Annotated in this window: 11 protein-coding genes; 2 read left to right on the top strand and 9 right to left on the bottom strand. The window is 31.6% G+C overall.

Annotated features, from left to right (window positions below):
- Positions 1-14 precede the first annotated feature (14 nt).
- The 6 genes from rodA to sppA all read right to left on the bottom strand — a co-directional run bounded on the left by rodA (position 15) and on the right by sppA (position 7,844).
- Positions 15-1,559 carry a rod shape-determining protein RodA gene (gene rodA, locus N5E64_RS04695; RefSeq protein WP_280036009.1) on the bottom strand — a complete coding sequence of 515 codons (1,545 nt, stop codon included), beginning with the start codon at positions 1,557-1,559 and terminating at the stop codon, positions 15-17.
- A complete protein-coding gene (locus N5E64_RS04690; RefSeq protein ID WP_280036008.1) occupies positions 1,528-3,513 on the bottom strand; it encodes a penicillin-binding protein 2 in 1,986 nt (661 codons plus the stop codon). The genes rodA and N5E64_RS04690 overlap by 32 nt, the downstream gene beginning before the upstream one ends.
- Complete coding sequence (gene mreD, locus N5E64_RS04685) at positions 3,510-4,025, bottom strand: rod shape-determining protein MreD (RefSeq protein WP_038331978.1); 516 nt, start codon at positions 4,023-4,025, stop codon at positions 3,510-3,512. Before mreD ends, N5E64_RS04690 begins: the two co-directional genes overlap by 4 nt.
- Complete coding sequence (gene mreC, locus N5E64_RS04680; protein WP_038331976.1) at positions 4,015-4,866, bottom strand: rod shape-determining protein MreC; 852 nt, start codon at positions 4,864-4,866, stop codon at positions 4,015-4,017. The genes mreD and mreC overlap by 11 nt, the downstream gene beginning before the upstream one ends.
- A gap of 14 nt (positions 4,867-4,880) precedes the next feature.
- Positions 4,881-5,906, bottom strand: coding sequence for a rod shape-determining protein (locus N5E64_RS04675; RefSeq protein WP_038331974.1), 1,026 nt, complete (start codon positions 5,904-5,906; stop codon positions 4,881-4,883).
- Between the two features lie 168 nt (positions 5,907-6,074).
- Positions 6,075-7,844, bottom strand: a complete 1,770-nt coding sequence (gene sppA, locus N5E64_RS04670) for a signal peptide peptidase SppA (protein WP_280036005.1) — start codon at positions 7,842-7,844, stop codon at positions 6,075-6,077.
- A gap of 28 nt (positions 7,845-7,872) precedes the next feature.
- Between sppA and folK the strand changes: the two genes are divergently transcribed.
- Together folK and N5E64_RS04660 are read left to right on the top strand one after the other, a co-directional pair.
- Positions 7,873-8,283 carry a 2-amino-4-hydroxy-6-hydroxymethyldihydropteridine diphosphokinase gene (folK, locus tag N5E64_RS04665; RefSeq protein WP_185144072.1) on the top strand — a complete coding sequence of 137 codons (411 nt, stop codon included), beginning with the start codon at positions 7,873-7,875 and terminating at the stop codon, positions 8,281-8,283.
- A gap of 80 nt (positions 8,284-8,363) precedes the next feature.
- Positions 8,364-9,770, top strand: coding sequence for an OmpA family protein (locus N5E64_RS04660; protein WP_280036003.1), 1,407 nt, complete (start codon positions 8,364-8,366; stop codon positions 9,768-9,770).
- 100 nt (positions 9,771-9,870) lie between these two features.
- Here the strand turns inward: N5E64_RS04660 and N5E64_RS04655 are convergent, their stop codons facing one another.
- The 3 genes from N5E64_RS04655 to N5E64_RS04645 are packed head-to-tail and all read right to left on the bottom strand — an operon-like array spanning position 9,871 to position 13,846.
- Positions 9,871-11,238, bottom strand: a complete 1,368-nt coding sequence (locus N5E64_RS04655; protein WP_125348702.1) for an exonuclease domain-containing protein — start codon at positions 11,236-11,238, stop codon at positions 9,871-9,873.
- Between the two features lie 4 nt (positions 11,239-11,242).
- Complete coding sequence (locus tag N5E64_RS04650) at positions 11,243-12,772, bottom strand: helicase HerA-like domain-containing protein (protein WP_125348700.1); 1,530 nt, start codon at positions 12,770-12,772, stop codon at positions 11,243-11,245.
- A 33-nt stretch (positions 12,773-12,805) separates the two neighbouring features.
- Entirely contained in the window at positions 12,806-13,846 is a 1,041-nt protein-coding gene (locus N5E64_RS04645; protein ID WP_052217546.1) for an endonuclease/exonuclease/phosphatase family protein, read from the bottom strand.

Raw genomic sequence — 13,846 nt, 5'->3', positions numbered from 1 at the left:
TATTGAATTATTTTCTAAATAAATCCTTGACTGTTCTTGTAATGAATGATTAGGAAAATTCCGATCAGAATAGTGAATCCCCACAACGAACTTCCTCCATAACTAAAGAATGGTAGCGGAATACCAACTGTTGGGAAAAGCCCAATTACCATTGCAATATTGATAAAGAAATGGAAAAATAAAATAGAGGCGACTGCATATCCATAAAATCGTGCAAATCTATTTTTTTGATGTTCGGCTAAGAAAAATAATCGTCCAACAAAAATTGCGTAGACAATTACCAAAGCTGTACTTCCTATGAAACCCCACTCCTCTCCAACTGCTGTAAAAATGTAATCGGTTTGTTGTTCTGGTACAAATCTTCCTTTTTTAATAGTTCCTTGATTGTAACCTTTTCCATATAATTCGCCCGAACCAATCGCTGTTTTCGCATACAATAAATTATATCCCGAAGTATCACGATACTTTGCTTCTCCTTCGTACAAAACCATCACACGCTCTTTTTGGTGTTTGGGTAATTTCTCAAAAATGATCGGAGAAATAAAACTAACCGTGCTTGCAAATAATAACAACACAATAGACGCAATAATACTAAAATTCAGAACATTTGCAGCTAATCCAGATTGTGTTTTGAATGGCGAATCATTAATTTCTTTTTGTTCGGTTAATTTTAAAATTAAAACTGGAATAATTGATATAAAGAATCCTATCAATCCAAAGAAAGTTGTATTAAAAAATATTGGTTCTGAGAAAAATAAGGAACGCATTGGAAATAAATGTCCGAAAGATTCGCGTGTTTCCTCAGATAAATCTTCAACCAAATAACAAATTCCAATCAATAATAAAAAGAAAATTGATAAACCGATTAAAACGCCGTGCATTGCATCAACTACATTCTGATTATAATTGAAAGCTAAGATTAATAACGCAATTGTCAGAATTATAAATCCAAAAACTAATAAAACATAAAAAGGAATTTGTACAATCGAAATCAAGAAAATGATTAATAATATGATTGGCGCTAAAATTATCCACGGATTAAGTCCTTCTCTGTACAAAGCAATACTTAATGAACAGAAAATAATTACTGATCCTAAATCGGGTTGAAGAAGGATTAAAACTACTGGTATTGCGATAATCAACAATATTTTTCCTATAAAACCTAAGTCTTTTAGATTTGCATTTGAATGATTGATAAAATTAGCAATCAACAAAGCTGTACCAATCTTAGCAAATTCGGCTGGTTGCAAACTCAGAGGACCAAAACGATACCACGCTTTTGCACCATTAATTTCCTTTCCAACAATCAAAACTCCAACGAGTAAAACGAGGGAAATAATGTAAAAAACTGGACTATAAATTTCGAAGAAATTACGATTGTTTCCGCTCGTAATTATCAAAATCAATATCATCACCATTCCAAGTCCAAACCAAATTAGCTGTTTTACACCTAAATCTGGATTGACACTATACACATTCATAATCCCGAAAGTTACTATCAGAAACCCTAGGATCAGTACGGCCCAATCAATTCCTTTTAGTAATCTGCTTTGGCTCATGTTTTAGTTTTGTTGAATCTTTTTTTAATTTTAAACTATCTATTTTATTTCCGATAGAATCCTTTTTTACAGGTTCTACGTATAATCCTTTTCTTTTTAGATAATCTATCCATTGACGACGATATTCGCCTTGTAGATTACCATTTTTCATACGTTGCACTAACGCAGGACGTTTTATTGTATCTGTTACATACAATTCAGCAATCAAACTCGCCATTGGTCCAGCATAAGTTGTACCCCAAGAACCATTTTCTACAATTGCAGCAATCGCAATTTTTGGTTTATCTGCTGGAGCAAACAATACAAATAATGAGTGATCTTGTCCATGAGAGTTCTGAGAAGTTCCAGTTTTACCAAATTGTACAAAAGAACTTGTATCAAAACTACGAGCTGTACCCATTGTAAATACATTACGCATTCCGCGTTGAATGATGTCAAAATGTTTTGGATCAACCAATGTATTTTTTTTCACCATATAAGTAGAATCCGTCAATGGTTTTCCATCAATACTATGTACAATATGCGGTGTATAGAAAAATCCTTTGTTGGCAATAATTGCTGTATAATTTGCCATTTGCAGCGGAGTTGTATTGATATCTCCTTGTCCCATACCATTAAAAATAATACGATAAGGATTCCAAACACCTTCTCCAAAACGATTATCGTAAAACTCAGCTGTCGGAATAAGACCTTTGCTACCAACAGGTAAATCTGTTCCCATAAATTTTCCTAATCCGAAACTATTCAAAATGGAAGCCCATTCGTTAATTCCGACACTATAATCATTTGGGTCTTTACGAACAATATCACGATAAGCTTCAGAAAAATAATTATTACATGATTTTCCAATTGCATGTTCTAAACCTTGCGGCGTATAATACATTCCACAGTGACAACCAATATGCATACGTCCATAACGGAAACCATGTTTACAAACATATGTTGTTTTTTCTGTCATCGTTCCCATTTGTAAACCAGCCAAAGCCGTTACCATTTTGAATGTAGAACCAGGAGGATAAGTTCCTTGTAAAGCTCTATCATAAGTTGGACGAGCAATAGAATCGTTGATTAATGCACTTCTCAACTTTGTATTCAAATAATCGTTTGGATTAATTGTAGGTGCGGATGCTAAAGCCAAAATTTCACCATTATTAGGATCAAGCGCGACAATTGCCCCACGTTTATTTTGAAGCATTTGTTCTGCTAATTCTTGCAATCTATAATCAATTGTCAAATGAACTGTTTTCCCACTTTTTACAGGTCGATCATAGTCACCATTTTTATATGGACCAACAACATTCATTGTTCGATCTACAATCCAGTTTTTTACACCTTTTACTCCACGCAAATCTTTTTCATACGATTTCTCAACTCCAGCAATTCCTACTAAATCTCCAGGTTGATAATAGGTAGAATCTGTTTTGATATATGCTTGATTGGCCTCATTTATATAGCCCAATATATTCCCGGCAGAATTTACCATGTATTTACGCTCAGGACGTTTGATGATACTAAACGCTGGATACAGATACAATTGCTCTTGCATACGAGCAAAATTTTCGCGCGAAATATTCTTTAAAAAAGGATATGGAGATAATTTTTTGTAATCTTTTGCAGTAACAATTTTATCTAAAATAGAATCAAATTGTTGTGTAGAAATTCCAATCATTTTAGAGAATTTAGGCTTATCAAAACCATTCATATATTCTCCATAACTGTCAATTAATTTTCCTGGAATAACATCTAATTCGTACGAATAGGTATTACTCACCAACAATTTTCCGTTTCGATCAAGAATATCACCACGATTGGGATAAATGATTTCTTGTTTGATCGACGTATTAAATGCATTTAACGTATAACGATCTGTAAATAATTGCAAATACGCCAAACGTCCTATAAATAGAAACACTATAAACAGGATGAGTGCATAAACAACCATCAACTTTTTCATACTCCAACTTTATTTTTAAATAAAATTTTATAAATAAAGACAAACACAAAAGTTATTCCCGAATTGATTAATGCTTTCAGCATCAAAAGTCCAATTCCTGATGGTTTAAAATTCTCAAGAAGTAATAAAATAATATGATGTGCAAGAATTAGAATAATCAAATAAAATAACCATTGCGCAAAACTGAACGAATTGAAAGAGAAAAATTCCATTTCGTAATCTTGTTTTCCTGCCAAAAGTTTGATAATTGGATTTCTAAGAAATGCGATAAGTGTTAATGCGAAAGCATGAATTCCACCTGTATATTCGAAAATATCTATCATTAATCCTAACATAAATGATAAAATTAATAACGCATATTTATTTTGATAAGGCGGATAAAATAATACAAATACAATATAGATATATGGTTGATAACTTCCTAAAAAGTTGATGTGATTGAACACAAAAACTTGTAGCAAAGCTAAAACGATAATCTTGATAATATTGATTAAAAAATCTTTATTGAACATTCTTTGGACTTGTTATTGTATCTGATTTTTCTACTTGTTGAATTTCAACTTTATTAAGGTTTGTAACCACATAAGCTTGTGCCAAATTGGCGAAATCTTGTTTCAATCTTACTTGAACTTTCATTTCTCCCGTTTCATCAATTCCTTTGCTTACAACTTTACCTATAATAATTCCTTCTGGGAAAACTGGCGATTTACCATCTGTTTCGATGATATCACCTTTTTTCACTTCGATGTATTTCGGAATTTCATATAACTGGACAAAACGAGGATCTTTTCCATCCCATTTCACTGTCCCGAAATATTGATTTCCTTTGATACGTGCATTGATATTGATATCCTTGTTTAACAACGAAATTGCACGAGAATAATTTTTCCCTGCAAAAGTTACAATACCAATTACACCATTATTTGTAATGATTCCGTCACCTTTTTCTATTCCGTCATTTGTTCCTTTATCAATCGTCAAAAGGTTTTGCGTTTTGATAATCGAGTTATTAACAATCTCAGCAGGTACAAAAGAATACGTTTGATGATAACCTAAGGTATCCGATTTGTAAAACTTTTTAGTTTTCGCATCTTTAATCCCCAAATGCACCAATTGCTCACGCAAAAAGGCATTTTCGTCCATCAAATCTTTGTTGGTACTCGGTAAATTAATAAAGTTTGTCACCTTTGCAATTTTATCATCCACATAACCTGTAAACGAAGTGCTTGCAGAGGCAAGAATAGTTTCGTGATAAATATTTTTCTTAAAGACAAGAAACAACGCAATTAACTCTAAAAAGACAAAAATTAATAGCATTCCATTTCTTCTAATGGCATTCAGAATATATTGCATTGCTCTTTACTCTTCTATTTCATTAAGAAAGTGAATTTATCAATATTTTTAAGTGCAATACCTGTTCCACGAACAACAGCACGTAAAGGATCATCAGCCAAGAAAACTGGTAAACCTGTTTTTTTAGAAATACGTTGATCCAAACCTCTCAACATAGCTCCACCACCAGCCATATAGATACCAGTGTTGTAAATATCTGCAGCTAATTCTGGAGGAGTTTGAGATAACGTTTCCATTACACCATCTTCGATACGTAAAATTGATTTATCTAACGCACGTGCAATTTCGCGGTAGTTTACAGTAATTTCTTTTGGTTTTCCTGTAATCAAATCACGTCCTTGTACTGGCATATCATCTGGTGCATGCTCTAATTCTTCTACAGCAGCTCCAACTTCAATTTTAACACGCTCGGCAGTTCTTTCTCCGATATATAAATTATGATGGGTTCTTAAGTAATATGCAATATCATTTGTAAAAACATCACCTGCAATTTTCACAGATTTGTCACAAACAATACCACCTAATGCAACAACAGCAATTTCAGTTGTACCACCACCTATATCAATAATCATGTTACCCTTAGGTTGAGTGATATCAATTCCAACTCCTATCGCAGCAGCCATTGGTTCGTAAATAAGACGAACATCTTTAGCATTAACACGTGCACAAGAATCTTTTACGGCACGTTTTTCAACTTCTGTAATTCCAGAAGGAATACAAATCACCATTCGCAATGAAGGTGAAAATAATTTTCCTTGAATTCCAGGAATTTTCTTGATGAACTCTGTCAACATGAATTCTGAAGCTTCAAAATCTGCAATTACTCCGTCTTTCAAAGGACGAATTGTTTTTATATCATCATGCGTTTTACCTTGCATGTGTTTTGCTTGTTCTCCAACAGCAATAACTTTATTTGTTCTTCTATGTATAGCGACGATAGATGGACTATCTACTACAACTTTATTATTGTGGATAATTAAAGTGTTAGCAGTCCCCAAGTCAATCGCAATTTCTTGCGTGAAAAAATCAAATAATCCCATCGTTGATTATGTCTCAGTATTATTAAAAATGAATGTACAAAAGTATAATAAATTTAGATGATTATAAAAGAGAATTTAATTTTATTATCAACTAAATATTTTTACTAAAATAGTAAGATTTTAACAATAAAAAAGGGTTAAAAATATTTTAACCCTTTTTTATGATTTTTATTGAATTTGAATATCGTAAGGTAGCCTAACTTGAACACCTTTTTGCTCATTCATCATCTTTATTTCTTTGTAAATTCGGATTCCGTCCGAACCTAATTCTTTTGCAATTGCTGCCTCAGTATTTTTTCCTTGAAGATTATCCATAAATTCTTCAAAAGAATCTTTTCTTTTTGGATAATTTTCTGTCGAATATTTTTCTATTTTAGCCAATTTAGCTGCTTCTTTTATTGCTGTATCTAAACTTCCGAAATCATCTACCAAACCAATTTGTTTTGCACGAGTTCCAGACCAAACACGTCCTTCACCTATTTTATCAACTTGCTCGTATGTTAATTTTCTATTTGTAGCAACGTGATTTACGAATTTTCCATAAATCAATACAATTGATTTTTGCATCGTATTTTTTGCTGTTGGTGATAATGGTGTCGTCAAAGACTTTAACTGATCTGCATTTGCATTCGTTTTTACTTCATCAAAATCTAATCCGAAATTATTGAATAATTTTTGCGCATTTGGTATCATTCCAAAAACACCAATAGACCCAGTTATTGTATTTGGTTGCGCATAAATTTTGTCCGAAGCTTGTGCGATATAATATCCACCAGACGCCGCGACATCACCAAAAGAAACTACGATTGGCATTTTTGTTTTCAATTGCATCAATTCATATAAAATTTCTTCTGATGCATTTGCACTCCCTCCTGGAGAATTTACACGTAAAACTAAAGCTTTGATTTTATCATTTTGACTGATTTTGCGAATCGCATCCACATAAGTTTTCGATTGAATACCATCAAAACCATCTCCTTCTGTAATTGTTCCAGATGCGTATAAGACTGCAATTTTATCTTTTTCAGATTTTTCTGATAAAGTTTCGAAATAATCTTCCACTTTTATCGTATGTTTATCAAGAACTTCAAAATCAGTTTTTGATTTTTCTTCTTTCAAACCAAGTTTTGTGAATAACATTTTTTGATATTCATTTTCTTGAGCCAATACATCATAAATCTTGTTTTCTTTTCCTGTTTCTGGAATGAAAGCATACAAACTATCTGTTACTGTAGTGAATTGTTCAGGAGAAATTTTACGTGATTTTGTAATCGAAGTTGAAACATTACCCCAAACATCATTCAATAATTCCGATAATTGCAAACGATTCTCATCAGACATATTTGTTCTCATATAAGGCTCTACAGCACTCTTAAATTGTCCGTGACGAATCACCTGAAAATCTACACCATATTTATCTCCTGCATTTTTGAAGAACATAATATTAGAACTCAAACCTTGTAATAAAGTTCCACCCAAAGGATTTTGATAAATTTTATCAGATACACTACTTATATAATATGACAACTGACTTCCTGAATTAGAATATGAATACACAAATTTTCCAGATTTTTTAAAATCTTCTAACGCATTACGAATATCAGTCGCTTGCGTAGCTCCACCAGAAAATTTATCCAATTTCAGACTAATTCCTTTTATTTTATCATCATTCTTCGCTTCTTCAATTGAATGAATAATATCTTGTAAAAAAACATTTGGACTTTCTGACATATCAAAAATAGAAACGGAACGATCCATATCACTTTCCATAATTGGATCTTCCAACGAAATTTCTAAAACAGAACCATCTTTCACACTTTTTGTTGGAGCAGATAATGCTGAAACAAATATCAACACGAAAAGTAGTATGACAAATACACTAATCGTTAATAGATTTCCTATGATTGTTGAGAATACTCTCCCGAAAAAGTTTTTCATTTTTAATTTATTATTACTTTTGCTCTATATGTCGCAAAATATAGTCATTTTGTTACTTGGTACAAACTTAGGTGACAAAAAAAATAATTTAGAAATAGCTAAAAACCTTATAAACAAAGAGGTAGGTAATATAAAAAAAGAATCTAATATTCTTGAAAATAAGGCTGAAGGATTTACAACGGATCATTTATTCTTAAATCAGAAAATAGAAATTAATACAAGTTATTCTCCATTTGAGGTTTTGAAAAAAATTAAAAATATTGAACAAAAAATGGGAAGAATCTATTTTAAACCCAAAGAAAATGAGAGTTACGTTGATCGTTTAATAGATATTGATATATTATTCTATAATAAAGTTTTAGTTAATTGCAATTATTTGAAAATTCCTCATCCTCAAATTTACTCAAGAGAATTTATCAAAAGTTTATCTTTTTATTAAGATATTAACTATTAATTCATTAGTTTTGTAAAATTATATTAAGATATGCTTTATATTAGTTATAAAAATAATTCTAACCTATGAAAAAACTTTTATCTTTATTAATCTTAGGTGCTGCGGTATGTGCTAGTGCGCAGACCAAGTACGATGAAAAACCATTCAACAATAGTAAAAAAGAATTCAACGATTGGTCTGTTTCTGCTTTTGGTGGATTGAATGCATTACAAAATACTGACTTAGTCTCTTGGATGGGAAAATATTTCACTCCAGGATATGATGTTCAATTACAAGTTAATAAACAAATCTCTCATGCTTTTGGTCTTAGTTTACAATATGAATTTGGTAAAACTAGACAAAAAGGTAATATTGATGATTCTGCTTTAAGTGGATATCATGGATATGCGTATGGTAAAACTAAATACCAAGCAATTGGAGTTTTAGCTGATTTAAATGCTTCAAATTTACTAAGAAGAGTTGATAACAGAACTGAATTTAAATGGGCTATGCATTTATATGCTGGAGTAGGAATACATGGCTATAAAGCTTATAGAAATAATTATGCTCCTCAAGGAGATCCTAACTTTACATTAATAACTGATCAAGATATCTCTGATAAATCTATTTATTCTCAAGTTGGTGCTGGTTTACGTTACAAATTGAATGACAAATTTGATTTAGAGTTACGTGGAATGTACTATATGTCTGGTGATGAAGAATTTGATGGATCAGGAAAACCAATGCCTTATCACAACTCAGGTGGTATGACTGCCGCTGATACTGAAGAAGGTCGTGATGACAATATGATAACATTCTCTTTGGGATTACACTATAAAATTGGTAAACACAAAGATGCATTACAATGGGTATCTCCTTTAGCTTACAAAGCTCCTGTAGAACAAACTCCATTCGAATGTATTGACGAAGACCGTGACGGTGTTTGTGACCAATGGGATAAATGTCTTGGAACTCCAGAAGGTATTCGCGTAGACGGATCAGGATGTTCTTTAGATTCTGATGGAGATGGTATTCCAGATAGTGAAGATAAATGTCCTACAATTCCTGGACCTCCTACAAACGGTGGTTGTCCTGAGAAAGTAATCAGAATTTCTGGTGAAGATGTTGCAACAACAATTAATGCATACTTAGAGGGTATCGAATTCGATTACAACTCTGATCGTATCAGAGAGCAATCTTATGAAAAATTAAATCATGCTTCTGAGGTATTGTTAGCAAATCCAGATTTCAAATTCGTAGTAGAAGGTCATACAGATGCTGCTGGTGGTGTTGATTATAACCAAAAATTATCTGAAAGACGTGCTGCTTCTGTTGTTCGTTACTTAGCTAACAAAGGTGTTGACACAACTAAATTGTCGTCTGTAGGAAAAGGTAAATCTGATTTGAAATGGCCAGAATGTAATCCTGTTACAAACTGTCCTGCTTGGAAAAACTTAGAAAACAGACGTGTAATTTTCAAAGAAATTAAATAGTCTAAATTTAATCATACAAAAAAGCTCAGTTAAAATTAACTGAGCTTTTTTATTGTTTAATATTTTTATTCGTTCGTTGGCTAAATATTATTCGAATTAATTATTCAATAATAACAATTTGATTAGGATTAGAAGAAACTTTATATAAAAAATATTTGAGCATATTTTTTATTTCCTCTGTTTCTTGAATCGGAATTAAGATATTATGAATCTTCTCTAACGTTTTTATTTGATGATGATATTCATAATAACCATATCCTTTGAACTCTCCATTCTCAACTAAATAAAACGATTTTTCAATTCCTTTTCGTCCTTTATCAATGATTAAAAAAGTTTCTGAAGGATATTCAGTTGTTTTAATAAAATTTTGAATTCTCTCATTGTAAACTTCCTTAGATTCCTCTTTAATACAAGCTCCATTGCATTTGTTCACTTTATATTGAAAACACGAATCATCCGATTTTATTCCAACATTTACTTGTTGACAAAGGTTATAATCATTCACAATTTTCTCTAAAACCTCTTTTGCACGTTCCTTAGTTTTAAATTTCAAAACAGGTTGTACTTTTCTAACTTTCCCTATTTCTAATCTCGAATAACCACGTTTAGATTCCAAATAATATAATCCAAAAGGATAAACTTTATTCTCAATCAACTTTACATTATACATTGGTTGATTATTCAAAACCTCGTTATTCTCCTTAATTGCAGCAAGAAAACCACTTCCAGTTTCTTCAAATTTTATAGAACGTGTATAACGCTTTAGCTTATTTGCTTTTAAAGTCTTTGATGTGAAAATTTGATTAATAGATCTCGCAATATTATTGCTTCGACTAATATAAATAAGTTGTTTTCGACTATTGTATAAATAATAAACTCCTATAGAATTAGGTAAACCTTCAAGCAGTTTTTGATATTTCGAATGTGCTTTTTTAGGTTGTTTTAAACCTGTTTTCTTCGTAATTATTTTCTCCGAATCTTTATCTAACAATAATTTGAACAAAGAAATTGTCGCTCTTGCATCTCCAGAAGCTCTATGTCTATCTGTCACTACAATTCCAAGCGATTCGCATAATTTTCCCAAAGAATATGAAGGTAATCCTGGAATCAATTTTTCGCTATATTCGAACGTATCAATCCATTCTTTTTCGTAATTATAACCCAAACGATCGAATTCTTGTTTTAGCATTCTATAATCAAACATTACATTATGTCCAACTAAAATACAATCATCTGTAATCTCAACAATACGTTTTGCTATTTCATGAAATTTAGGCGCTGTCAACACCATTTTATCTGAAATATGCGTTAACCTTTGTACATATTGATCAATCTTTTTTTCGGGATTAACTAATGATATAAACTGATCGACAATTTCTTTTCCATCATATTTATACACCGCAATCTCTATGATTGACTCTTCCCCCACTTTTCCGCCAGTCGCTTCTATATCTAAAATCGCGTACACGTGCTTATTTTTTTCCTTTTAAAAAATTAGTTAACATTTTCATTCCAAAATCCATCAATTTTCGAGTTGCAGTACGACTTACATCACGCACAACAGGATTATCTGTCCAATTTTTTTCTTTAGGAATACTTCTTGTTGAAGTTGCTTTTGGAACAGGTTTCTCTATATTTTTTTGTTGTTCTAATTTTTGTGATAAAATTTCATTTGCAGATTCACGATCAATATCTGTCGCATATTTTGTCACTAAATCTGAGTTTGAGGTAATCGTATCGATTTCATTTGAAGTCAAGATATCCATTCTCGAATTTGGCGCTCGCATATATGTATAAGCCAAAGGAGTTGGAATACCTTTTTCGTCTAAAGCAGTCACAAAAGCCTCTCCAATCCCTAATTGAGTGATTACTTCACTTGCTTTATAATAGGTAGTTGTCGGATAATTCTCAATTGCTTTTGTTATTTCTTTTCGATCTTTCGCAGTAAAACCTCTTAACGCATGTTGAACTTTAAGACCTAATTGACTCAAAACTGCATCAGGAACATCTCCAGGAACTTGCGTTACAAAATATAATCCCACACCTTTTGATCGAATTAATTTTACCATTGTTTCAATTTGATTCAACAAAGCTTTCGTAGCTTCCTTAAAAATCAAATGTGCTTCATCAATAAAAATCACCAATTTCGGTTTATCAGAATCTCCAGATTCAGGGAATTGAGAATAAATTTTATTCAATAAACTCAACATAAAAGTTGAAAATAAATTAGGTTGATTTTGAATATCAATCAAACGAATAATATTTACAATTCCTTTTCCGTCTTTCGTTTTCAATAAATCCTGAACATCAAAACTTGGTTCTCCAAAAAACTTTGTTGCACCTTGCTGTTCTAATGCAACAATTTTGCGCAAAATAGCTCCCAAAGAAGCTGGCGCAATTGTTCCATAATTCGAATTTAATTCAGATTTTCCTTCATCAGAATCTGTCACATATTGCAAAACACGTCGAATATCCTCCAAATCAATCAAAGGTAAATTACGATCTTGACAATATTTGAATATAATTGAAATAATACTTTCTTGTGTTTCATTCAGTTCCAAAATTTTACTGAATAAAATTGGACCAAAATCACTTACAGTTGCACGAAGTTTTGCACCTGGTTCATCAGAAATAGACAAAAACTCGACAGGAGAAGCTTGCGGATCAAAAGGTAAATTAAGCGCCTCCATTCTTTCTTGCGCATTTTTATCTTCCGAATTTGCAGCAGCTCCAATTCCAGATAAGTCTCCTTTGATATCCATCAACAAAGTTGGAACACCTTTCAGAGAAAGTTGCTCGGCGATAATCTGCAAAGATTTTGTTTTCCCTGTTCCAGTTGCTCCACCAATCAATCCGTGACGATTCATTGTTTTTAATGCTACTGAAATTTCAACTTCTTCTACAATTTCGCCATCTAATTTGGCTTTGCCTAAAATTATTTTATCGTTTTTAAAAGAATAACGACTTTGTATCTCTTGAATAAAGCTTTCTTTCTGGTTCATTTTGATTGATTATTGAATAAATATAGAAAAAATTTATTCTGAAATTTTATATTTTACAGCTACTGGATAATGATCCGAGAATTTTTTTCGAATAACATGTGCCTCAATAGGTTTAAATAATTTAGAATGAAATAAATAATCAATTCTAATTGGAAATTTAAATCCATGAAAAGTTGTCGCATTTCCTTTTCCAACTTCTATATAAGAATCGTGAAGATATTTTTTTAACTTCTCATATTCGTACGAAACTGGAGTCGAATTAAGATCCGTTCCCAAAATAACTGGATAACGTGAAGATGTGATATATGGAATAATCGCTTCTAACTGTTTTTGATGTTTTTGCATTCCTTGCACCAATTTTAACTCAACTTTTCGACTCGAAATTTCGGCAGTTCTCGAATCATCGGATTGAATAATTTCTTTTACCATCGCTTTATCAATGTACATTGGTTCAAGATAAACATTAATTACACGAATCGTATCATTCCCTAAATCGATATCTGCATATGCGGCAAGACCATTCAATTCATCATTATCATCAGGCGTTATTTTTTTGGTTTGAATAATAGGATATTTACTATAAATTGTCAATAAACCATAAAATTCTGAATAGTAATTTTTGAATTCTTTATTTTTTAGACTTTTCTGTTGACCTTCATACGCTTCTTGAAGCAGCATAATATCTGCCTTATTCTTAATCAAAAGTTCTTTTGTTCCTTCTTCTTTAAAACCATGTACATTATATGTCAATACAGATAAATCAGCTTTTTTATCTTTAACTTTATTGAATTGTACAATTGGATATGAAAGATAAATTGGGTAAAATAATCCGGCTGAAAGAACTAAAATTAACAAAAAGTGTCGCCAGCTAAACAGTAACCAATACAGTAAAAACATTGCTCCAAATGCAAATAATATTGGAAAACCAATCGAAATAAAGTTAAAATATGGAATTTCTGTAGGCGTAAAAATTTTATTTAAATAGACACAATAAGCCACTAACAAAAAAACGATATTAATTGTTAGTACTAAACGATTGAAATAATTTAGTTTAAACTTACTGATTATACTCAT

This window comes from Empedobacter sp. GD03739 (genome assembly GCF_029843245.1).
Lineage (GTDB): Bacteria > Bacteroidota > Bacteroidia > Flavobacteriales > Weeksellaceae > Empedobacter > Empedobacter falsenii_B.
The sequence above is the reverse complement of the archived record's forward strand: the minus strand, read 5'-3'. Positions and strand labels throughout refer to the sequence as shown.